21 protein-coding genes are annotated in these 22699 nt (G+C 61.8%); 5 read left to right on the plus strand and 16 right to left on the minus strand.

Annotated elements, in window-relative coordinates:
- Window positions 1–152 precede the first annotated feature (152 nt).
- The 4 genes from MacB4_RS05630 (at window position 153) to MacB4_RS05645 (ending at window position 5919) form a co-directional block, all read left to right on the plus strand.
- Window positions 153–1178: a DUF4931 domain-containing protein gene (locus MacB4_RS05630; protein WP_206864855.1), complete on the plus strand. Its 1026-nt coding sequence runs from the start codon at window positions 153–155 to the stop codon at window positions 1176–1178.
- 81 nt (window positions 1179–1259) lie between these two features.
- Window positions 1260–3419, plus strand: a complete 2160-nt coding sequence (locus MacB4_RS05635; protein ID WP_206864856.1) for a glycoside hydrolase family 57 protein — start codon at window positions 1260–1262, stop codon at window positions 3417–3419.
- 5 nt (window positions 3420–3424) lie between these two features.
- Window positions 3425–5446: an alpha-amylase/4-alpha-glucanotransferase domain-containing protein gene (locus tag MacB4_RS05640; protein ID WP_206864857.1), complete on the plus strand. Its 2022-nt coding sequence runs from the start codon at window positions 3425–3427 to the stop codon at window positions 5444–5446.
- A 149-nt stretch (window positions 5447–5595) separates the two neighbouring features.
- Window positions 5596–5919 (plus strand): hypothetical protein, encoded by a 324-nt coding sequence (locus MacB4_RS05645; protein WP_242529361.1) that lies wholly within the window; start codon window positions 5596–5598, stop codon window positions 5917–5919.
- 533 nt (window positions 5920–6452) lie between these two features.
- Here the strand turns inward: MacB4_RS05645 and MacB4_RS05650 are convergent.
- The 3 genes from MacB4_RS05650 to MacB4_RS05660 all read right to left on the minus strand — a co-directional run bounded on the left by MacB4_RS05650 (window position 6453) and on the right by MacB4_RS05660 (window position 8320).
- The gene (locus MacB4_RS05650) at window positions 6453–6731 is read right to left on the minus strand and encodes a type II toxin-antitoxin system RelE/ParE family toxin (RefSeq protein ID WP_206864858.1); all 279 of its coding nucleotides are present in this window, start codon (window positions 6729–6731) and stop codon (window positions 6453–6455) included.
- Window positions 6715–6942 carry a ribbon-helix-helix protein, CopG family gene (locus tag MacB4_RS05655; RefSeq protein WP_206864859.1) on the minus strand — a complete coding sequence of 76 codons (228 nt, stop codon included), beginning with the start codon at window positions 6940–6942 and terminating at the stop codon, window positions 6715–6717. Before MacB4_RS05655 ends, MacB4_RS05650 begins: the two co-directional genes overlap by 17 nt.
- A gap of 583 nt (window positions 6943–7525) precedes the next feature.
- Entirely contained in the window at window positions 7526–8320 is a 795-nt protein-coding gene (locus tag MacB4_RS05660) for a cytochrome c oxidase subunit II (protein WP_206864860.1), read from the minus strand.
- Between the two features lie 50 nt (window positions 8321–8370).
- Between MacB4_RS05660 and MacB4_RS05665 the strand changes: the two genes are divergently transcribed.
- Window positions 8371–8595 (plus strand): hypothetical protein, encoded by a 225-nt coding sequence (locus MacB4_RS05665; protein WP_206864861.1) that lies wholly within the window; start codon window positions 8371–8373, stop codon window positions 8593–8595.
- On the opposite strand, the gene MacB4_RS05670 is transcribed toward MacB4_RS05665, so the two are convergent.
- The 13 genes from MacB4_RS05670 to MacB4_RS05730 all read right to left on the minus strand — a co-directional run bounded on the left by MacB4_RS05670 (window position 8592) and on the right by MacB4_RS05730 (window position 22680).
- Complete coding sequence (locus MacB4_RS05670; RefSeq protein WP_206864862.1) at window positions 8592–8900, minus strand: hypothetical protein; 309 nt, start codon at window positions 8898–8900, stop codon at window positions 8592–8594. The two genes, MacB4_RS05665 and MacB4_RS05670, sit on opposite strands and share 4 nt — an antisense overlap.
- A complete protein-coding gene (locus tag MacB4_RS05675) occupies window positions 8897–9106 on the minus strand; it encodes a hypothetical protein (RefSeq protein WP_206864863.1) in 210 nt (69 codons plus the stop codon). The genes MacB4_RS05670 and MacB4_RS05675 overlap by 4 nt, the downstream gene beginning before the upstream one ends.
- 15 nt (window positions 9107–9121) lie before the next feature.
- Window positions 9122–9424 carry a cytochrome C oxidase subunit IV family protein gene (locus tag MacB4_RS05680; protein ID WP_206864864.1) on the minus strand — a complete coding sequence of 101 codons (303 nt, stop codon included), beginning with the start codon at window positions 9422–9424 and terminating at the stop codon, window positions 9122–9124.
- 27 nt (window positions 9425–9451) lie between these two features.
- Entirely contained in the window at window positions 9452–10255 is an 804-nt protein-coding gene (locus MacB4_RS05685; protein WP_242529362.1) for a cytochrome c oxidase subunit 3, read from the minus strand.
- Between the two features lie 18 nt (window positions 10256–10273).
- A complete protein-coding gene (locus tag MacB4_RS05690) occupies window positions 10274–12097 on the minus strand; it encodes a cbb3-type cytochrome c oxidase subunit I (protein WP_370569418.1) in 1824 nt (607 codons plus the stop codon).
- Between the two features lie 310 nt (window positions 12098–12407).
- Window positions 12408–13067 (minus strand): cytochrome c, encoded by a 660-nt coding sequence (locus MacB4_RS05695; protein ID WP_206864866.1) that lies wholly within the window; start codon window positions 13065–13067, stop codon window positions 12408–12410.
- Complete coding sequence (locus MacB4_RS05700; protein WP_242529363.1) at window positions 13064–13651, minus strand: cbb3-type cytochrome c oxidase subunit II; 588 nt, start codon at window positions 13649–13651, stop codon at window positions 13064–13066. Before MacB4_RS05700 ends, MacB4_RS05695 begins: the two co-directional genes overlap by 4 nt.
- Window positions 13648–15105 carry a cbb3-type cytochrome c oxidase subunit I gene (locus MacB4_RS05705; RefSeq protein ID WP_206864867.1) on the minus strand — a complete coding sequence of 486 codons (1458 nt, stop codon included), beginning with the start codon at window positions 15103–15105 and terminating at the stop codon, window positions 13648–13650. Before MacB4_RS05705 ends, MacB4_RS05700 begins: the two co-directional genes overlap by 4 nt.
- 19 nt (window positions 15106–15124) lie before the next feature.
- A complete protein-coding gene (locus MacB4_RS05710; RefSeq protein WP_206864868.1) occupies window positions 15125–15457 on the minus strand; it encodes a hypothetical protein in 333 nt (110 codons plus the stop codon).
- 90 nt (window positions 15458–15547) lie between these two features.
- Window positions 15548–16756 carry a hypothetical protein gene (locus tag MacB4_RS05715; RefSeq protein WP_206864869.1) on the minus strand — a complete coding sequence of 403 codons (1209 nt, stop codon included), beginning with the start codon at window positions 16754–16756 and terminating at the stop codon, window positions 15548–15550.
- Between the two features lie 2 nt (window positions 16757–16758).
- Window positions 16759–17370, minus strand: a complete 612-nt coding sequence (locus MacB4_RS05720; RefSeq protein WP_206864870.1) for a cytochrome c — start codon at window positions 17368–17370, stop codon at window positions 16759–16761.
- A gap of 13 nt (window positions 17371–17383) precedes the next feature.
- Window positions 17384–19399: a quinol:electron acceptor oxidoreductase subunit ActD gene (locus tag MacB4_RS05725; RefSeq protein WP_206864871.1), complete on the minus strand. Its 2016-nt coding sequence runs from the start codon at window positions 19397–19399 to the stop codon at window positions 17384–17386.
- Window positions 19400–19425: 26 nt separating this feature from the next.
- The gene (locus MacB4_RS05730) at window positions 19426–22680 is read right to left on the minus strand and encodes a 4Fe-4S dicluster domain-containing protein (RefSeq protein WP_206864872.1); all 3255 of its coding nucleotides are present in this window, start codon (window positions 22678–22680) and stop codon (window positions 19426–19428) included.
- Window positions 22681–22699: the final 19 nt, after the last annotated feature.

Here is a 22699-nt window from a genome sequence, read left to right on the forward strand (position 1 = left end):
AACGATGCAGGAGAAAGATCGTGAGCCATTCCGCTTTATCGTTGAGTGGGTCTACTCTTTCCCATAGAAGAGAGATCTCGCAACCTTTTTCCGGTGGATCCGAGCCACCGGGCGGGATTACAAAAGCCAGCCAACAGCCAACTCATTGCGATATGCCGCAATTGCGCCGGGAACCGCTTTTCCCCAAACGGTGGGTCGTTTTTGCTCCGGAGCGCAAGCAGCGCCCGATCGATTACCCTCCTCCGCCCGAGCCGCTCAGCTCGATCTGCCCGTTCATGGCGGGCAACGAAGACCTCACCCCCCACGAAGTCTTCGCGATCCGCCCGGAGGGCGGACCTCCGGACTCCCCGGGCTGGAGGGTCCGGGTGGTTCCCAATCGCTTTCCAGCACTTCGCATCGAGGGAGAACTTCTGCCAGAAGGGGTCGGTCTCTACGACCAGATCAATGGGATCGGCGCCCATGAAGTGATCATCGAGACCCCCGATCCGGACCAGGAGCTCGAAGACCAGCCCTTGGGAGCGGTAACCGACGTGCTCCGGGCCTACCGGGCGCGGATCATCGACCTGGTCCAGGATGTCCGCTTTCGCTATATTTTCGTCTTCAAGAACGTCGGCATGCTCGCAGGGGCCTCCCTGCGGCATCCCCATTCCCAGCTCATCGCTCTCCCGGTGGTTCCACGCGCCATCGAAGAGCAGCTGGAGACCGCTCGCTCGCACTTCGAGCTCAAGGAGCGCAGCCTCTTTAGCGACGTCCTGCAAGCCGAGCTCAAGTCGGGCGATCGGTTGGTCTACGAGAATTCAGCCTTCGCCTCGTTCTGCCCTTGGGCCAGCCGGTTTCCTTTCGAAACTTGGATCCTGCCGAAGTTTCCCGCCGCCTACTTCCACACGCTCGATGATTATCATCTCGGCCTGCTCGCCGAAGCGCTCCGCCACGTGCTTCGCCGGATCCGGAAAGGCTTGCGGAACCCGGCCTACAACATGATCCTGCAGACCGCTCCCTTTCACCTCCCTCGCGTCCGCGAATCGATTCCCCCGGAAATGGAGTTTCGCTGGCATATCGAAATCCTTCCCCGCCTGGCGCAGGCCGCCGGATTCGAGTACGGCACCGGATTCTACATCAACACCACCTTCCCGGAGGAAGCCGCAGCCTTCCTCCGGCGAGTCCGCGCGGAAATGTAGCATGGGGCTTCCCTCGTCTTCGAAAGTCGGCGAAACTCCTCCCCAGGACTCTCCCCGAACCGACACCATAGGAGCCATTCGGTGAATCTCGTTCTCCTCTGGCACATGCATCAGCCGGATTATGTCGACCGGCAGAGCGGCAAGGCGCGCATGCCCTGGGTCCGGCTGCACGCGGTCCATAGCTACCTCGACATGATCGAGATGGTCGACCGCTTTCCCAGCCTCAAGGTCGCCTTCAACTTCACCCCGGTTCTGCTCGAGCAGCTCCTGGAGCTGGGCGCAGGCAAGGTCATCGACGACTGCGAGGCCTGGAGCCGCATCCGGGCGGAGGATCTCACGCAAGGGGAGAAGGAGAAGATCCTCGAGCATTTCTTCCGCGCTAACTTCGATACGCTCATCCGTCCGTTGCCCCGCTACTGGGAGCTGCTCCACCGGCGCGGCCGAATCGTCCATTTTGGCAACCTGGCGGAGCTGACGACCCTCTTCTCCGCCCAGGACTATCGCGACCTGCAGGTGCTCTACAATCTGGCCTGGTGTGGCTTTGCGGCTTACCGGACCTACCCCTTGCTCCGGGAGCTGCGCGCACAGGGACGGGATTTCACCGACGAGCAAAAAGACCAACTGCTCGATCTCCACCGGGAGATCGTCCGCACGGTGCTCTCCCGCTACCGAGCGGCCGTCGACCGAGGCCAGGTCGAGATCACGACCTCTCCGTATTGCCATCCGATCCTGCCGCTTCTCTTGGACACCAACCTCGCCCGTCGATCGATGCCTCACGTCAACCTTCCGCCCCAATTTTCCGCTCCGGAAGATGTGCGGAGCCAGCTGGCTCTCGCCCAGGAGAAGATGCGGGAGGTTTTCGGAGCGCCGGCGCGAGGCATCTGGCCCTCGGAGGGATCCGTGGCTCCCGAGCTCATTCCCTTCTTTCGCGAAGCGGGATTCGACTACTTCTTCACCGACGAGGCGATTCTCTTCCGCAGCCTGGAGATCGATCCACGCTGGCGGGGAAAGGGAGTCGACCACATGGTCCTTTTCCAAGGCTGGGCGGTGAGATGGGGTGGAGCCACGGTTTCGGCGCTGTTTCGCGAGAGGCCGCTTTCGGATTTCATCGGCTTTCGCGCTTCGCAGAATCCCCCCGACCAGGCGTCCAACTATCTCCTCCACCACTTCGAGCACATTTGCGACGTGGCGGCTTCGCCGGAGGCGGCGCTCCTGATCGCCCTGGACGGCGAGAACGCCTGGGAGGCGTTTCCGGACGGCGGAGAGCGCTTTCTCTCGAACCTCTATCAGGGGCTCACGACCCACAGCCGCCTCCACACCGCCCGTCCGGCGGACTACTTCGACCGTTTTTCTCCGAAAGTGGAGCTCGGAGCGCTCCACACCGGCTCGTGGATCAATGCCGATTTCGACATTTGGATCGGCGACGCCGAGGAGAATCGCGCCTGGGAGTGGCTCGGACGAACCCGCCAGTTCCTACGGCGTCTCGGAGAAGACCGTGCACTTCCCCCGGAGCCGCTCACCACGGCGATGCGATCGCTCTACTCGGCCGAAGGGAGCGACTGGTTCTGGTGGTACGGACCCGACTTCTCCACCGACTCCGATCTTCTTTTCGACGAGATCTTCCGCACGCACCTACGCAATGTCTACCATGCTCTGGGCTTTTCTCCCCCTCCCTACCTTGACCTTCCGATTTGTGCGCCGGCCGCTCCCACGCCCTATGCGACTCCACGGCTCTACATCCATCCTCAGCTGACCGGTCGATTGGAGAACTTCTTTGACTGGGTGGGCGCGGGAAGCCTGGATGTACTGGCGCAACAGAGTACCATGTTCCAATCGAATCGGTTGGGCCAGAAACTCTACTTCGGCTTCGACGAGGAGCACTTTTACCTAAGGCTCGATCTCGCGGGCTCCCCGGAGGAGGTCGAAGTGGAGTTCCTGGCACCCCAAATCCGCCGAGTGACGGCATCCCTTCGGTCGTCCGGCTCCTGGCTGGTCCGCACCGAGCTCTCCGATGACGCCGTCCTCTTCGACCCCGTTGACGAGCGGGGCGCGGCCGCATGGGAGGATTTTTTCGTCCTCATGGTGCCGGTGGCCTCCCTCGGATGGAAAGCGAACGATTCGGTCAGCTTTTTCGTTCGCCTCTTGCGCGAAGGGCTCGTTTTGGAACGTTACCCGGAGCGGGGAACCATTGATTTCCTTTTTCCGTCCAAGGACTTCGAAGCCCGACAATGGTTCGTCTAGACTCGGTGCGGCTGGTTTGGGTCGTCCACTTTCACCAGCCCTTGGATAATTTTCCGGAAACCTTCCGCCGCTTCCTCGACCGGGTCTGCCACCCCTTTTTGGATGCCCTGGAGCGGCATCCACGGATTCGCATGGGCCTCCACTTTTCGGGCGGATTTCTCCGCCACCTCGAACGCGAAGACCCCGGACTCCTGGAAAAGCTTGGGAGAATCGTCTCCCGTAATCAAGTCGAGCTCCTGGGGGGGGGCTTCTACGAGCCGATCCTGAGCATGATTCCGGCTGCGGATGCTGCAGCACAGCTCCAAAAGACCGCGGCATGGCTCCAAGAGCGGTTTCAGGTTCTGCCCCGCGGGGCCTGGCTCCCCGAATCCGTCTGGGAGCCCTGGTTCCCGGACCTTCTCTCCGAAGCGGGCTACGATTATGTGCTGCTGGAAGACCGCCTGCTCGAAAGGGCCGGCCTCGAGCCGGCCGAGCTCTGCCATCCCTTTCTGACCAGCCACTTGTCCGCTCCGATCTTGATCTTGCCGGTCGCATCCCGGCTTTCTGCGGAGATCCCGTTTCGGCCGCTCAGGGATATCCACGCTTCGCTCGTCCAACTCTGCCATCGCCCCGAACCCCAAATGCTGATCCTGGCGCAGAGCGCCGAAACCTACGGATTCTGGCCATCGACCTTTCACCGCTTTTATGAGGAAGCCGTACTCGAGGAGTGGCTGACCTACCTCGAAAACCAGTCGCAACGCCTGATCATGGAGACGCCAGGCGAAGCGTCCGCCGGGAATTGGCCGGCGGTCTTCCTCTCGTCGGGCGCTCGCACCGACCTGGAAGGGTACGCGCTGCCTCCCGCCGCGAGCCGATCCTACTTTGCCGTACGGGAAGACCTTTCCCACCGTTTCGACGCCGATCGCTTCTTCCGTTTTCTCCACGGCGGCGCCTGGCAGGAGTTTTTCGCGAAGTATTCCGAAGCCAACTGGATGCACAACAAGATGCTCGCGATCAGCCGACGCATCCATAGCCTCCCCGGCGCAGAGAGATTCCCCGCTTATGACCACCTCCTCGCCGCGCAGGAACATACCCCGTATTGGCATGCGCTGAGCGGCGGGCTCTTTGCCAACTATCTGCGCGATGCGGTCTATCGCCGGCTTCTCCAGGCAGAAGAGGAGCTGGACCAGAGTGCCCCGCCTCCGGCAACGGATCGGGTCGACCTCGACGCCGATCGCCAGCCAGAAGTGATCCTGCGCACGAGTGGCTGCCGGGCCGTCGTTGACCCGGACTATGGCGGGTCGCTCGTGGAGCTGGCGTCCCGTCCCTCCCGCTACAACGTGGCGAATACCTTGCGCCGCTATGCCAAGGTCTATCCCGAGCCGCCCCCGATGGAGCCGATCGAGGACTGGCATCGGCGCCACCTCTTCCAGGAGCATTTCGTCCCCGGCGAAACGACCCTCTCCCAATTCGAGAAAGAGTCCTACATCGAGCGCGGGGACTTCATCAATCTCCCCTACCAGATCCTCTCGCTCGCAGAGGAGGGCCCGATGAGACGGCTATTGCTCGAACGGGAGGGAGGCATCTATCTCGACCAAGAGCGGAGGGCGCTCCGCTGCCGGAAGCTTTTCGAGCTCGAGGAGCCCGATTCCCTTCGGGTGCAATACACGATTACCAATGAAAGCGAGCTGCCGCTCGATCTTCACTTCGTCTGCGAGGCAAACTACACCTTCCTTTCCCCAGACGGGTCACATCGATTCATCTCCGTAGGGGAGGATCGGCTCCCCTGCGGGCTCGTTTTCGAGCGGGAGGCGATTCAGTCCTGGGAGCTCGTCGACGAAACGCAGTCGTTGGGGTGGGAGTGGATCCTGCCCGAAGGGCCGTCCACTCTCTGGCATTATCCCGTCTACACGATCGGGTATGCGAACGGCCAGTTCGAGCACAATTATCAGGGTTCGGCTCTCGGGATCGTCTGGCCTCTCCATCTGCCTTCAAGGGAAAAGCAAGTGTTTACGATTTTCACTCGGTTTCGGCATCTCCAAGGTTGATCTCGGAAAGGCTTCTCACTACTCTCCTGCCCAAAGGGATGAAAAAAATCTTTCTGGTTTCATTGAGCTTCAGCTTCTTTGTCTTCGGATGCGCCTCCCCGTCAAAGAAGGTAAAGAGCGGTGAGGCTTCCGGCGCCAGCTCGGGATCGATGCCCCAACCCGCGAATCAACCCGAGTCGACGGCCGCCAATCAGCCGGGCGGCGGAGGGCCCTCCTCGGGCGGCACCTCCGGAACCCCTTCGAGCCAGACGCCCGCCACCGGCCAATACAAGCCATGGGGTCAGGAGGGACAGGCTCCTGCAGGACCCTCCACGGCCTCGACACGCTATCCGAAGGGAACGCCCGTGGAGGGGAAGCCCGGTTATGTCAAGAGCCCCTATGCGCCGGATGCTGGGCTCGTCGATGTTCGGGGATTTCCTCCGGGAACCGAAGTACGCTGCCCCTACACCGGAAAGATCTTCGTGGTGCCTTAAGCCGGTTCTGGGATTTCGCCTCCCGCCAGCGGCCAGTGGCGCCTGAGGTGCGACGAAGGCTCGATTCGTCGTGATTTCCGGTCAGGGCGGGAAGAGACGAGCGGGTTTCCCGAGCCGCCACCCCACGGCTGCTTGCCCGCCCTCGATCATGCCAGCTTCTTCCCGAACCGGGAGAGATTGGTTCCCGGATCTTCCGCTATCCCCTCCCTCCCCGATCGGGTTGGCGGTTCCGCTGCGCGGGTCCATTTCAGTCATCCCGCTTCCACCCGGCGCGAAAAATGGCCTCTCCACCCAAAAGTCTCTTGGGTTCACTCTGGCAGGGAAGGCCGCTTTCCCTCCCGGTTGTCAAAACGCCAAGTCAAGACGCTTTGTACCAGGAAAAGCGGGCCTTTCCTGGGCTCTTTTGCGGCCCTCCCCACCGCCATAGTCAGGCGCCTTAAGAAATGCGGTCCACGCCCTGGCCCAGGAGCAGGCCTGCCCCAAGCGGCTGGCCTTCCTGCCCCATTGCCACCTTCAGACGATCTTTCACCGCATCAGGGCTGCTTCCGGTAGATGTTGCGGCGGTGACCGATGAGAAGGACAAGAATACGTAAAGCGCCATCCTCGATCTTTGCGATCAGGCGGTAATCGCCTACTCGATAGCGCCAAAGCTCTCCGAAGCGGGGACCTTGGAGGCGCTCCCCTATGCCTCGCGGATCGTCGAGTGGTGCAACACGCTCGTGAAGAAAAAGGAGGATGCGCCGGGCAATCGGTGGGTCGAGCTTCTCCAGAGTTTTCCGTGCCAGGGTGGATAGCTCAACCCTCCATGCCATAATGTTTCATCACTTCTTCCAGTGGCAGAGCTTCTGACCTCCCTGCGCGCATCGCCTCGATCTCTCCTTCCGCCAAGTAGATATCCTCCATAACCTCGATGTATTCTCGAATGGCTTCGATCACATAATAGGTTTTGCTGCGGCCAGTCCTATCGGCGAGGTTTTGCAGTCGAGACTCAAGATCACCTGGGAGGCGGACGGATAAAGGCATGGTGATTCGCTCTTTCGATTCAATACAAGTATCGCATGATCCCCTGAATTGTCAAGGCACCCAACGCTTGCCTCATCTCTCGCGGTCAAGCCGCATCGGCCTGGGTTGAGCCGGACTTGGCGTTTTTGCAGCAGTATGGTCACTCGGCGATCCTCTTCACCATGGTGAGGACCTGCTCCTCGCTGAGGACTCTCGTTTGCACAAGTGCCGCCAAATCCACCTTGGGTGGACTTCCTTCGGCCCACGAAGATTGGTGCAGACCAGCCCGGAGAAGAAAGAAGAAGCTGAGAGGAAGCAAGAGGTTCCCGCGGCAGTACCTGTTTCTTCTCAGGGGCATGGGAATCGCCTCGCTGGAACGCGCCCAAGCGGTTTATGCGGGGAGGGTTGCGTTAGCGTCAACCCCATTTCCCCACCCGTAGCGGGCGGATCAAGAGGAGCAGATAGCCTCGGCTCCCCGGGCAATTCGGGCGGAGACCGCGTGATTCCGCCTCTTCACCCGGCGTGCCCGCTCCTCTCCCTACCTCACAAAACGGGCAGGGACGCAAGCTACGCGAAGATGAATTCCCCGGGGAAATTCCCCAGGCTACCGCCCAGCCATTGAGGTTCCGCCGACAGGAGGCTTGGTCTGCGAAAGCTGCCCCATCTGCTTGAGCCATGCCTCGTAGTCGCTCGGTGTGTCGACGACGAGAAAGCCCTTCATCGCAAAATGGCCGACGCCGCAAAGCTGGCCACAGGCGATCTCGAAGCGGCCCGTATGCGTCGGAGTGAACCACATCGGAATCGTCAGCCCAGGGATGGCGTCACGCTGAATCCGCATCTGGATCACGTAGTAGTTGTGTACCACGTCGCGGGAGCCCAGGTAGATGAGAACCGGCCTGCCGACCGGCACGTGCATCTCGTTCATCGTGATGATGTCGTCCTTGGAAGCCGGGTCAGTCTTGTCCAGCCCGATCGGATTCATCGCATCCGCCAAGCGCATGTCCCGGCGGCCCATCCTCCCATCGGGCCCAGGATAGTGGAAGATCCAGCCGAATTGTTGGGCCACCGCTTCGAGGGTCACCGCCTCTCCCGGCCCTGGCGGGTTGAGCACACGGTTTCCCCAAAGCGGAACCGAAAATCCGAAGAGCAGCACCATTTCCGCGAAAATGATCGTCCACTCCAGATGCTTGGGCCAAGCGGCCTTCAGCCCCTCGTAGCTCGCCCTCGGGCTCTTGTCGGCGCGAAAGCGCACGAGTGCATAGACAAAAAAGCCGAACCAGATGATGAAGAGAATCAGCGAGAACCAGAGGATGGCCTCGATGAATTCATCGATCTGCCGTCCATGCTCGGACATGCAGCGCGAGATGCCACTCAGCTCAAGAAGAAGTGCGAACACCATTCAACCCTCCCGATTGATTTTTGGATCGGCTCGCCCGGATGAAAAAGCGAATGAACGCGCCGAAAACCAAGCCCAATAGCGCCAGCATCAGCAATACGGCTGGCAAGATCCCCCGCGTCGCCTGGGTCCTGGGCACGCTACAGATGGCGCAGGCCCAACTCTCGGTGGGCATGGCTGCCAAGAGCCCTCCAAGAAGGAGAGCGATGTCGCTCAAACGTTTTCTCACCTCCGCATCTCCTTTCCGATGCCCGCTCGTTCCGCTCCCTCTTCGCTAGCGATGGCGTGCGCCTCCCCGGGCCGCGACCTCTTCCGAGTCGCCTTCCTCCAGGAATTCGGCGTAGGCCGGTGGGGGCTTCTGCGACCGCCGGTAGAGAGCCCAGATGAAGTAGGCAACGCTTCCGATCGGAATCAGCACGATCCCCACGAGCGCCCAGGCAACGGCATCTCCCGGCTCGTGCCCGAGCGCGGGGACGTTGACCATGGAAGAAAAGAGCCGATCTCCGATCGCGATGAACCCGAGCGCCCCGAGGAAGAGGAGCCCCCCACCCAAGGATAGCAGCGAGCTCAAGCGCAGCTTCATTCGCCCAGTCCCATACGCCGCGTCTTCCGCAGGAACCAGAAGCCGTAGGCGACCACACCGGATGCCGTCGCCAAGGAGCCCGTCCCCAGCCAGAGCAACGCGGCACCCTGGTGTTCGTGGTATCCCATCAGCCCCCAGCCTCCCAGTCCAACGAAGAGGCAGGTGACGATCGCAACGAAGAGTATGTGAAATTGGCGCAGCGACATGCTTCCCACTCTCCTTTACTTCACCGAGTTCAACTGATCCACGTAGCAGCAAAGAAACAGGACAAGTAACACCGCAACGAAAACAACCGCAAGTCCCATGAGGTAGTGGACGGTCTTCTTTTCGGAGAAGAAATGCATCAGGATGCCGAGCGCCAAAATCGCCTGCGTTCCCGCGATCAGAAGGCCCACCCCCAGGTTTCCGCTGCCGAGAGGAAGATAGGAGGCCGCCACATTGATTACGGCGAGGACCAGAAGCAGCCCGAAGACCTTCACGTACGCAGGGATCTGCTTCGTTGGCTCATGGGTTTCTTCGTTCATGGCGAATCTCCGAGGGTAAGGGTGCTTCTAGAGCAAGTAGAGGGTGGGAAAGAGAAAGATCCACACCAAGTCGACGAAATGCCAGAATAGTCCCGCGACTTCAACGCGGTTGGCCAGATGTTCCGGGTTGGTTCGATAGAGCTTTGCTCCCGGCCCCCAGAAGAAGCCGAGAACCAGCAATCCACCAATGATGTGGAGGCCATGAAGCCCGGTCATCGTAAAGTAGGTGGCGAGGTAGGTGCTGTAGCGAGGAGTAAAATTCGACCACCACTGGATGTCGCTCTTCGGAATCTCCAGCACCTTCTCTTCTCCGGCGGCGGCCGGGCGTCCGAAGATCGACTGTAGCTGGTAGCCGAAGCTTCCCGCATCCTCCGCGTCCGGGAGGATACGAAGGACATTGCTCTTCATCGCTTCCTCCGGGGTCATTTCCAGGTGTCCCGTGATCTCCTGACCGTTGTTGAGGATGACCCCGTAGTGATGAAACTTGTCCTTGTACTCCAGCGACTTCACACCGAGGAAGAGGACACCGCAGACGAGCGTCGCGCCGAGCCATCGCCGGTAGCTCTGGAACTGGCGCATCTTGAGAGCGGTCCACGCCATCACCATGGTGATGCTCGAGGTGATCAGGACGAAGGTGTTGAAGAGCCCCATCGGCACGTTCAGCAGGTGGTGCGGCCAATGGGTCGCCCCCATGCGCAGGAAGATGTAGGCGGAAAAGAGTCCTCCGAACAACATGACTTCGGAGGCGAGGAAGAGCCAGATGCCGATCTTCGCATTGTAGGCGCCCGTATCGGGGCGCGCCGTAACGGTGTAGGGAATTTCCATTTCCATCGTTTGCTGCCTCTTCGATTAGACGGTTGAAAGCTTGGCCTCGGGAACCTTCGCCTCTTCCTCCACCCATTGAGGGAGGTAGTCATGCGCCGCACCGGGGACGCTGTACTCATAGGGTCCGCGATAGACGGCGATCGGATGGGTGAAGTTCCCATGCCCGGGCGGGGTCGGGGCCGCCCATTCGAGCGTGTTCGCTTGCCAGGGGTTATCGGACGTCACCTTCTTTCCGCGCCAGATGCTCCAGAAGAAATTGATGATGAATGGAATCTGTCCAATCGCAAGAATCCAGGCTGAAACGGACATCACCTGGTTGAGCCAGAGAACCGGTTGCGCCATCTGCCAGCCCGCGCCACCGTCGTACCATCGCCGGTGGACTCCCGCGAATCCCTGGATCAGCATCGGGAAGAAAACGCCGTTGAAAAAGATGATGGTCATCCAGAAGTGCACCTTCCCCCAGAATTCGTTCATCATCCGCCCGGTCGCCTTGGGGAACCAGTAGTAGAGCCCAGCAAAGAGGCCCATGATTGAGGCGGGAGCCATCATATAGTGGAAATGGCCGATCACGTAGTAGGTGTCATGGAGCACCATATCCGACGCTGTCCAGCCGAGCGGCAGGCCGGTCAATCCGCCGATGCCGAACATCGGCAGCCACGCGAGGGCGAAGAGCATGGGCACCGGGAGCCGGATCGATCCGCCCCAAAGAGAGAGAAGGAGCACGGTCCCCAGCAGGACCGACGGGATCGAAATGACCGTAGTGAAGATCTGGAAGAAGGTGGTGATGCTCTGTCCCATGCCCGTCATATACATATGATGGGCCCAGACGACCATCGAGAGGAAGCCGATCGAAAGCAGTGAGTAGACGAAGATCTTATAGCTCCACAGCGGCTTCCGGGTGTTGTTGGCGATCACCTCGCCGACGATCCCCATGGTGGGCAGGATCTGGACGTAGACCTCCGGATGCCCAAGGAACCAGAAAAGATGCTGCCAGAGCAGGGCGGAGCCGCCCCCGCTCACCGGCCAGTGGCGCCCTCCCACGACGAGGCCATCGGGCGAGAAGAAGCTTGTTCCGAAGAGCCGGTCCATGAGCTGCATCACCGCTGCGGATTCGAGAGGGGGAAAGGCCAGGAGCAGGAGAAAGGCGGTGACCAGCTCCGACCAGACGAAGACCGGAAGTCGCATCCACTGGAGGCCTGGGGCGCGAAGCTGAATGATCGTGGCGATGATGTTGACCGAGCCGAGCAGCGAACCGGTGATGTTGAAGGCCATGCCGATCAGCCAGAGAGTCTGGCCGTTGAGAATGGGCTCGAAGCCCATTCCCGTGTCGGAGACGTTGGCCAGAGGCGGATAGGAGGTCCAACCCGACTTCGCCGCCCCTCCGGGCACGAGAAAACTTCCAAGCATGATCAACACACCTACGAAGAAGGTCCAGAAGCTCGCCATGTTGAGGCGGGGAAAGGTCATATCCGGAGCCCCGATCTGCAGGGGAACGACGAAATTCCCGAACCCCGCAAAGAGCGCAGGGACGATCGCCATGAAGATCATCATCGTCCCGTGGATCGCCCCGAACGAGTTGTACAGGTTAGGGGTCATCACTCCGCCGGGAGCGAGGTTGGCCCCAAAGACAGCCGTCAAGAGGGGGCCGATCACCGGCACGGGCTTCCCCGGGAAGGAGAGCTGCCAGCGCATCACGACCATCAAGCCAAAGCCGAAGAGGGCGACCAGGAGCGAGGTGATCATGTACTGAATCCCGATCACCTTGTGATCCGTCGAGAAGACATAGCGCCTCCACCAGGAAAGCTCGGGATGGTGCTCGTGATGGCCGGCTCCGTGGGAAGGAGCCATATCCTTGTCGCCTTGCGGCTGTGCCGTCTTGTGCCTCTGCTCGTCCATATCCTGCCGCACTCCGTTTCGCGCTTCTTAGAAAATTCGGGGCGCAACCATAATCCCGTTGCCCCCTCCCGCTACAAGTGAATTATTTCCGTCGGGACTGACAAGAACTTTCTGCTGCACTTGTCCTAACAAGCTCGCTCCCAAGCGGCTCCTGTCTTCGTCTCCGCTCGAGCTCGGGCGCGCCCTTTGGAGCGATGTTGCCTAAGGGTTTTGCCGGGGATTCCCTTCCGCCAGCTCCGGGCGGCCTCATCTGCTCCGCAGGCTACTGGTCCTTCTTTTCCGCCTTCGCTCCGGAGAGGGACCCAAGCTCGTCGACCTTCCATGGCCCGGAATGGCTCCCGCATTCGGCTCGGACCGCCCTCACCGCTTCTTCGTCGATGGCCGAGGCATGATTCCCCCAGGATTGACGCAGGAAGGTCAGGATCGCCGCGATCTTCTCGTCAGTCAGCACGGTTTTCCAGGCGGGCATCATCCCGTTGTACTCGGCTCCCGCGACCGTGACCGGCCCCTGCAGCCCCCCAATCAGGATCGCCGTGAGGACTCGAGGGTCTCCGCTTACCCATTCCGAACCGGCGACTGGGGGAAACTGGCCGGCCATTCCCTGGCCGTTGGGTTGATGGCAGGCAGCGCAATTGGCTTGGTACTGCTCTCGGCCGAGCGCTGCTGGATCGAGAGCCGGGGCTTTGGCCGCCGCTCCCCCCGAGGCGGTCGCCTCCGCCTCATGCGCCGAAGGCGCTGAGGGCAGGCCGGCAAGGATCCCGCTGGCGTCATAGACGTCCCAGCGAAATCCGCCAGTGTATCGAAGGAAGTAGGCGATCGCGAAGAGCATCACGATCGTCGCAAAGACGACGAACGAGCAGGGGATTTGGTCCCGAGGCCGATCTCCCGGCCCGCGCTTTTCCGGTTCGACTTCCTGATTCATTGGGCGTGATCGTTCTCCACCGACGATGCTCGCTTGAGGGAAAGAAGATAGGCGACGAGCGCCCTCGCCTCTGGCCTGGGTATGACTTGAAATCCATGCGGCGGTGCATCGCGGCCCGAAAGGGGCAAGGCATCGGGCAGTGGCGTCCCGAGCAGCGGGACGCGCGCGTACAGGTACCGGTAGGACGGCATCAGCGAGCCCGGAAAGATTGTTCGTGGATCATAGAGTAAACGGTAATACCAACGGGCGTCGGTGCGACGCTCTCCCACGTTGGCGAGGTCGGGCCCCAGGCGGAGCACGCCTAGCGGCACGATATGCTCCTCCCGATACTCGGACGGCGTCGTCCGGTGCGTGCCCCAGCCCCGGGCGATATCCGACCCGAGGTTCGCTGGGCGAACGACCTGCGTGTGGCAGGAAGCACAGCCGTTGGCCGCATAGATTTCGCCGCCGATGGCCGCTCGCCCGAAGGGCGCTCCGCCGGGTCCGGCCGGCCCGAGCTTCGTCAGGGGCATCCAGACGAGAAGAACCCATCCCGCTCCGGTCGCCAGCAGGATCCCGAGGAGCAGACGTTTCGGTTCGGTCACGGCGTCCGCGCTCCTTCCATCGCTACACCCGGCAGCGCTGCCTTCTCTCCCTCGCGTCGATTCGACCCGCTTTCCACGAGGAGCCAAAGAAGATGGAGCCCGAAGACCGCGTGAGCCGCCAACAGGGCCGTCGCCGGGCCAGCCGCGCTACGCAGGAAAGGGAGAAGCGAAAGGATCACCTCATGGATCGGAACCTCGGCATTATCGAGCGCAACCCCTTGGAAAAGCCCACCGATGGCGAGCAGGCCGGTCAGGAAGCTGATTCCATAGCTGCTGAGCAGGAAGTGCGCCTTCGCCAATCCCACGGATGGCCAGGAACGGCCGAGCACTCGCGGCAAGATGGTGTAGAGCAGAGCAAAGAAGGTCATGCCCAAAAAGCCGTACAGGAAGAGCGTCAACTGCGCTTCTTCCAGGACGGTGTAGTGCACGTAGCGGCTCCATGCCGGCAGGGCCAGCACCGCACCGAGCCCGGCGGCCACCAGGAAGGCGCCCATGCCGAATCGCAGGAAATGCCAGCCGGCATCCCACTGCTTCCCTTCCACCGGCGCTCTGCGAGCCGCCTCCCAAAATCCCAATCCGATCGCCACCGCCGCCACCCAGAGCAGGAAGCGGGAGGAGACGCCCGACGAAACCATCCAGAGGGGGAAGGGTCCGCCCACCAGATGGGCCATTCCGGCAAGATTCGCAAAGAGCACCCAAGCCCAGAAAGCCCGGCGGCCCAGCCCTCCGAAGGCCGCCGGTCGGCCGAGCAAGCTGGGAAGGAGGAGGAGCACGGTCCCGAGAGCGAACGCCCCCAACCCTGCATAGAGGAGGCCGTCATTGAACCACCATTCGAGCGATCCAATGGCCACCCCGCGCACCGCCGGATCGTGCAACCAGAGTGCCGCCGCTCCTCCACCCCACGGAATCCAGACAAGTCCCAGAAGCAGGAATCGCGATGCGAGCGAACCCTCCTCCCACCGGCGCACCAGGAGGGCGACGAGCCACCCCGCGGAAAGGAGATAGGCCATCCCGAGCGAAGGCAGGGAGAATGTCGGCAATCCAAGCCAGGAGAGAGAACGACTTTCCCCGGCCAACACTCCGGTGATCCCGCTCCACAATCCCAAATTCCAGAGGAAGGACGAGGCGAGAAACCAGCGTCCGCCGGGAAGAGAAAGCCTCCCTCCCTTCGTAACGGCCCAAAGAACCGCACAGAGCCCCATGGGGATGCCGAATCCGTAGACGAAGCTCAGGAAAGCCGCCGGGCTGATCCGTCCGAAGGTGAGCCAACCCCAGGTGCCCAAAAATCGGGGATCGACGAGCTTGAGGCTGCCGAGCAGCGCCAGAATGCTCGCTACCCAGAGCCAGACGGCCGCCGGGGCAACCAGCCCAAGGACGGGGACGCGCAAGGGCGATCCCTCGTCCCCGGTTCCAGCCCTTACCGGCATCTCCTCGGATTCAGAAGCTTCTGCCATGATTCCCATTCCTCCGCCATCAGGGTTTTGGAGCGGAAGAAGGCGGTTGTCGCAAGAGAGCACCGGGGAGAAGCACCTTCGACGGGCCGACTTCCTTACTCTTCAGCCGCTCTTCTTCCAACTCCATCGCCCGCTCGATGGGCAGGGCAACAACCCCTTTGCCCCGATCGATCCACTGGTATCGGCCCAGCATTTCCCGATCGGCCTTGCGCAAGGCTTCGAGCCGACTGACCCGCTCGGCCAACTCCTGCTTCGCGTCCCTTTCCTCCGCCTGCGTCAAGCTCCGGGTGACCAGAAAGACGCCTACAGTCGGCCACACGAGCAGAAACACCCCCCACCAGTACGCCATCATGCCCGGAGATCGCTTCCCGCTAGAAGGCTTGCGAACGGCTTTCGCTTCCCCTCTGCTGCCATCGTCCTCGTTCGGCATGCGGGTCCTCCTCTAGCTGACGACCTCCAGCGACTCGCGCAGGCGGGGGTCGTGCTTGGGATAGAGCTCGCAGGAAACGAGCCGCCGCAAGAATGCGCCCGTCATGAGGCACGCCATTCCCACCCAGACAACGACCTCGAGCACCCCGATCGCTACCCCTTTTTCGAAGACCCCAGGAAGGATGAGCCAATAGAGCTCGCCCGCCTGCATCAGAAGCACCCACGATGCGGCCAGTGCGAGCATTTTCGGGTTGCGCTTGGTCGCCTGCGAGAGAAGCAGGAGAAAGGGCACGAAGAATCGGCCGAGCACCAGGCCGATCGCAAACCAGTTCCAGCTTCCCCGGTTGCGCTGGATGAAGAAATAGGTCTCCTCGGGGATATTGGCATACCAGATCAACATATATTGGCTGAAGGCGAAATAGCCCCAAAGGGCGGTGAAGGCAAAGAGCAGCTTGCCCAGGAGGTGGAGATGTTCTTCGGTCATCTGCGGCAGGTGGCCCTTTCCCCGCAGCCAAAGAAGGATCAGAGTCCACAGAGCCAGGCTCCCACCGGCCGCTCCCACGAAGACAAAACCTCCCCAGAGGGTCGAGCCCCAGCGGAAGTCGAGCCCCATCAGCCAGTCGATCGCCGCAAAGGTCATGCAGGCGCCATAGACGACGAGAAGGCCGTAGGAGAGCTTCTGCATGCGCACCGTGTGCCATGGATCGCCGTCGCCATCCTGGCTGCGGGAGCCGTTCCAGAGAAAGCGAGCGACAACGATCCAAAAGGTGAAGAACAATACCGCCCGGATTGTGAAAAACGGCAGGTTGAGGTAGGCCGACTTCGCTTGCAGCGCCCGGTCGTGAGCGAGGGCGGGACTCGTCCACTCGTAGAGATAATGGCCCCAAAAGGCGTCCCAGAGGATCGGCAGAAAGAGCAACGCGACCCACGGGAAGAGGCTCGCGACGTTTTCCACCTGCCGGCGTAGGAGGGCTCCCCATCCCGCATTGGTCACGTAGTGGAGCAGCACCCAGAAGAGCGCTCCGGCACAGAGGCTGAAAAAGAAAAAGAAGGAAAAGAGCCAGCCATGGAAAAATTCCTTCGGGTGCCACCAGGCTCCGGCGAATGAGGCCGTCAGGAGCAGAGCGCCCGCGCGTTGGAGTCGCCCGCCGAGCGCCTGGATTTGCGCCGCCGGAAGAGGAACGGAGGGGCGAAGCTCGGGAGCAGATTCAGTGTGACCCATCGCTATTTCCCCTCCAGCTCCGGCCGCTCCGCAATCGGGACGTCCGCAAGCGTCGCATTTTGACTGAGCTGCAAGGCCCGGATGTAGGCGACGACGGTCCAGCGCTCTTCCACGCTCAGGTTGGCTCCGTATCCCAGCATCAGCCCCTGTCCGTGGGTGATGACGTAGAAGATCTGACCGTCCGGCATCTGCCGGGTGTGATCCGAATGGTAGTTGGGCACTCCGACAAGGCCGTACTGGGTCGCAATGCCGTTTCCCGATCCCGCCGCTCCGTGACAGGCGCTGCAAAAGATTTCAAACCGTTCCTTCCCCTTCTTGAGCGTTTCGGCGGTCACGGAAATAGGGATCCCATCCCCCCAGTAATCTCCGATCATCCCGGTGTTCAGGTAGGGCTGATCGACCGGATCGCTCGTCGGAACCGTCCCCGTTACGGGGTAGCGGCTTGCCCGGCGATCGGGAAAGAAGAGGCTGGGAGCCTGCTCCTTCACTTTGGCCTGTCGCACCATGTCGGGAAAAATTTCGATGGGGTTGCGCGTCGTCTTGGTACCGCGGAATCCCGTGACGCTGACCACCGCAAACACAAGGCAGGCGAGGAACAAGAGGAAGGTACGCATGTTTCCGGGCAGCCTATCGAGGAATATAGGTGAGTCGTCTCCCTCCCAAACGTTCCAGGAATTCCCGGCTTTCGGCCGGCGAGAACGCGGGATCCCTCGCTTCGATGACGAGGAAGAATCCGTCATCGGTCGCTCGTCGAGAAAGCTCCCCCCAATTCCAGACCGGATGGTGAGGTCGCGGAAGCCGCGAGAGAAGGACGACGGCCAGAAAGCCGCTGAATGCGGCGAAAAGAATGGTCAGCTCGAGCAAAACGGGGACGAAAGCGGGGAGGCTGAAGTAGGGCTTGCCTTGGACGACGGTCGCGTAGAAAAGGCCCTGCAGTTGACCGGTCGTCAAGCTTCGAAGCAATTCGGGGCGCGGGACTGAGGTGGCCGTCACCATGGCAATCCCAATGAGGAGGCCCAGCAAACCTCCCATCAACACGAAAAAGGAGACACGGGATTTGGGAAGGCGCATCGCCTGCTCCATGCCATGAATGGGATGGGGCGCATAGGCATCCCACCAGACGTATCCTTTCTTTCGGGTCTCCTCGCTCGCCCTTCGCAGATCCTCTTCCGAGGAAAATTCCGCTCCCAATCCGTAGATCTCCCGGCTCGGCAGCAAGGGTTCCGGCTCATCGAACGGGGCTTCCGGCTCCCGCGGCCGACGCGGCTTCGCCAGCAGGGTCTTGATCTCCGCGATGGAGATCGCGGGCAAGACGCGCAGAAAGAGCAGGAAGAGGAAAAAGAAGAGGCCAACGCTGCCGAAGAAGAGCCCCCAATCGACCCAGGTCGGGAGATAGTGGCGCCAAGAGGAAGGCAGAAAATCCCGCTCGAGGCTGACCACAATGATCGAATAGCGCTCGAACCACATGCCGACGTTGATGAGCACCGATGCCGTCCAGAGGATCCACGGATGGATTCGAGGGAGCCGGAACCAGAAGATCTGAGGTAGGAGGACGTTGAATCCGAACATGAAGAAGTAGGTCGCGCAGTCGGGGCCCGTGATCCGATTCCAGAACGTGTATCGTTCGTAGGGATTGGCTCCGTACCAGGCCATGAAGAGCTCGATCAGATAGGAGTAGCCAACCAGCGATCCCGTCGCCAAGAGCACCTTCGCCATATTGTCCAGGTGCTTCTCCGTAATCATGTCCTTGAGGCGAGGATAGGCGGCGCGCAGCGGAACCATGAGCGTGACGATCATCGCGAACCCGCTGAAGATGGCTCCCGTAATGAAATCGGGTGGGAAGATGGTCGTATGCCATCCCGGCAGCACGGTCGTCGCGAAGTCGGTGGAGACCACCGAGGCGACCGAAATCACAAGGACGCTCACCACGCCCGCGATGCAGAGGTATCCCGCCTCGTAGTGACGCCACGCCCGAAGCGAACCCGTCCATCCCCAGCAGAGCACGTGGTAGAGGCGTTTCTTCCACAGCTTGGTCGCCCGGTCCCGAAGGGAGGCGATATCGGGAAGCAGGCCGAAATACCAGAACAGGCAAGAGACAGTGAAATAGGTTCCCACGGCAAACTCGTCCCAGAGGAGAGGAGCGCGGAAGTTCTGCCAGACCGCGTACGATTCCGGGACCGGCACCATGTACCAGAACATCCATTGTCGCCCGATGTGGAAGAGGGGGAAGACCGCCGCGCAGAGGACGGCGAAGATCGTCATGGCCTCGGCGGCCCGATTCACCGAGTTCCGCCACCGTTGGCGCGTGAAGAGCAAGATCGCCGAGATCAAGGTGCCGGCATGCCCGATCTCGATCCAGAAGACGAAGTTGAGAATGGCCACACCCCAAAAGACCGGGCTCTGCAGCCCCCAGACACCCAAGCCCGTGCTGATGAAATAGACGACGACCAGCGGCACCGCTCCCGCCAAGACTCCGAAAGCCACTACGGCAAGCCACCACCAGAGGGGAGCCGGCTTTTCCACCACGGAGCAGACCGCGTCGTTTACCCAAGAAGCTTCCCTCTCGTTCAAGACGAGCGCCGGGCGCGCCAGAAGCTCCCGACCGCTTTCCGCTCTATCGACCGCGTTCTCCACCCTCGGCATCTTCATTCCTTCCCTTAGTGCTCTGCTCAGCCCGCACGACGGCTCGTATCCCCGATCGGTCCTTCCGGCTCTCGCGCGCTTGGGCGGTCCTCCCCTGCCCCGAGATCGGGATTCGGATTGCGGACCCGCGCCAGATAAGAAACGCGCGGGCGCACGTTGAGAAATTCCAATACCCGATAAGCTCGAGAGTCCGCCTTCCAGCGAGAAACTTGGCTTTCCGGATCCGCCAGATCTCCGAAGACGATCGCTCCGGCGGGACAGGCCTCTTGGCAAGCCGTCCGCACGCTATCCCGAGGAATGGGTTGCGGCACGCCGTCGCGGGCCCGGACAAGAGTAGCAATCTTGGCTTCCTCGACCCGTTGGACGCAAAAGGTGCACTTTTCCATCACTCCCCGCATCCGGACAGTCACGTTGGGATTGCGCTGCATCTGGATGGTCAGGGGGCTTCCCAGGGCGCCGAACGGGCCCAGGTAGAGATTTCCCACCGACCATGGACCGATCTTTTTCGTCTTCAGGACGTCGCGCTTGTTGAAATCGAAGAAATTGAAGCGACGCACCTTGTAAGGGCAATTCGCCGCGCAGGCCCGCGTGCCGATGCACCGATTGTACGCCATCACGTTGAGCCCCTCCTCGCTGTGTACGGTCGCATTCACGGGGCAGACCGCTTCGCAGGGAGCGTTCTCGCACTGTTGGCAGAGCATCGGCTCGGGCATCGTGCGCAGATCGGCCTCGGTGCCCAGAAAATACCGGTCGATACGGATCCACTGCATGATCCGGCCACGGATCACCTGCCCCTTGCCCACGATCGGCACATTGTTCTCACTCTGGCAGGCGATGACGCAGGCATTGCATCCCACGCAGCTCCCCAGGTCGATCACCATTCCCCACTGGTAAGCGCCCTTGCTTACCCCTTCGGTATACGCGGGCCCGGGCTGCTTGGCGCCGTAAGGGTTGGGATAGATCGAAACCTCCGGGACCGATCGTGCCTCCCCATCCTCTCGCTTGGCGAAATCGGGTACCGCACGATACTCGGCCAGGCTTCCCTCCCGCACCAAGCCCCGATTGCCGGGATCCCCGTGGATCTGCGACTGTGCGATGGGGTAGCTCCTCCCGGACCGAATCGCCGAAACCCCCGAGGCGTAGCGCAAGGTCTCCCGAGACCGGAGCAAGTAGGCATTGAACCCATGGCCTTGCGCCACTCTCCCGCCGAAGGAGCGTCCGTATCCGAGAGCGAGCGAAAGAGCGTTCTCGGCATGCCCCGGAACGACGAGTGCTGCGGCTTCCAGTCGGCGGCCGCCGCTTTCCAGCAGCAGCAGCTCCGCCTGCCGGGAATCTCCGCCGCTGGAGGAGAGCCCCAGCTTGCGAGCCGTTTGCGGGCCCAGGAGGACCGCATTGTCCCAAGTGAGCTTCGTAATGAAATCCGGTAGCTCCTGCAGCCAGCCGTTGTTAGCCTGGCGCCCGTCGCCGATTTTCGTGCAGGGATAGAAGGAAAGCTCGAGCCCGTGCGCTGCCGGCCTTCGAGCCAGATCCTTCGCAACTACGGGCTCTGCCTGATCCCAGCGCGGCTCGGGAGAGAGCGGACTGGGGGCACTTCCCGGCCAGAATCCGTCGTGGAGGCACCGCCGCCATGCTTCCGTTCGATCCTTTTCCTCGACGCGGCAGAGCCGCACGAAGCTCTCCTGCACCCTTCTCGCCGCGATGGGCAAGGGCAGGAGGGGAGGCCCTCCGGCAAGGGGAGGCTGCGAAAGCTGCATCGGGTTCGCTTCTTCCGGCACCGCCAAGGCGTCTGTCTCTCCGCACAAGGCGGCCAGAACCTCAATCTCTGAGAGGGCGCCGAAAAGAGGCAGGATCATGGGCTGCGCGCTCAGGTAGGTCCCATCGGGCCCGAAGGCATCTCCCCAGCTCTCCAGATAATGAGCCATGGGAGCATGCCAGTGGCTTGCCTGCGCGGTCTCGTCCGCTAAAAGTCCGAGATGGATGACCTGCGGCACGCTCCGCTGCAGCCGCAGCCAGTCGAGATCCACCGGCGCCGTATAGGCCGGATTGGCTCCGAGAATCAGAAGGGCACGGACATCTTCCTTCCGGATCTGCTCCGCAAGCGACTCGAGCGACTCTGCCTCGTCCTCCAAGGCCGGAATCAGATCGAGAGCCGAGCGCTTTTCGAACGCCAGGTTCATCGTCAAGGCCAGCAGGGCCGCAGGCGCGGGAAAGTCCCGACCCATGACGATGAGAGGACGCTTGGCTCGGAAGAGATCCTGGGCGACGGCCTTCGCCCACTTCCGCACCGGCTCCCCCCAATCCTCCGCCACCACCCGGCCGAAGGGGTCGAGCTGCGCGAGCCCGGCAGCCGCGAGCTCGCGCGCCACCAAGGCGAGAAAGGCCGCCTGATCTCCCGCCCGCAAAGCGAGCCGGTGATCGGCGATCGCGCCCGTGGAAGTCAGCCGCTCTTCGACCGCGTAAATCCGGCTCATCCCATCCCCTGGATTCAGCAGCCTGCGGCGCGCGGCAATCCCGCGCACGGCCCACGGCCCTTCCTGGTCCCCCGAAGCAAAGTCGCAGCCGATGGAAAGAATGACGTCGGCTTCCGCCCAACGCGGAAGAAGCGTCAACCGTTCCCCAAAGAGCTGCCGGGTCGCGGCAAAGCGGTCCCTATTCCCCAGCGGACTGTAGGTGCAGAGAATCGCTTCCGGATAGCGCTTCCGGAACTCCTCCCGGAGGCCGGCGAGGGTGGGAGAGACAGTCGGCTCGACGACGACCGCAAGCCCCGCCCCCTTGGTTTCTCGCCAGGAGCCGATCGACTTGCCCAGGAGCTCGACAAACCGCTGGCGCGTCGCAGGGTAGCCATTCTCCAGGAAGCCCACCGCCCGATCTGGATCGTAAAGATCGAGGATGGAAGCTTGAAGCTGAGGGGTGAGCCCCGCATCGGAAATAATCCGGTTCGCTTCCAGGTGCGTCGGCCGACCCTCATAGGTCGTCACGAAGAGTGAGACCCCACCGTAGACCGCGGGGGCTGTGGTCGCATAGAGGAGCGGTTTTCCTGGAACCACCCACTCGGGACTCGCCGTGTACGGGACCAGATGACCTTCCGGACGTCGGCAGCTCGCCAAGCCGATCCCTCCGAGGGCGAATGAAGCCCCCATGACGCGCAGGAAGCTCCGGCGGCTGATCGACTCCCAGGCAAAATCGCGGGACGGCTCAGCAGCCTCCAAGGAGGATGCCGCCTCTCCGGAAGAAAAGGCATCGCTCCCCGCAGTCCTTGGCCTCGTCTTCTTGGGTTCCATCAACTCATCCCCTCCTTCG

The organism is Methylacidimicrobium sp. B4, from assembly GCF_017310545.1.
Classification (GTDB): Bacteria; Verrucomicrobiota; Verrucomicrobiia; order Methylacidiphilales; family Methylacidiphilaceae; genus Methylacidimicrobium.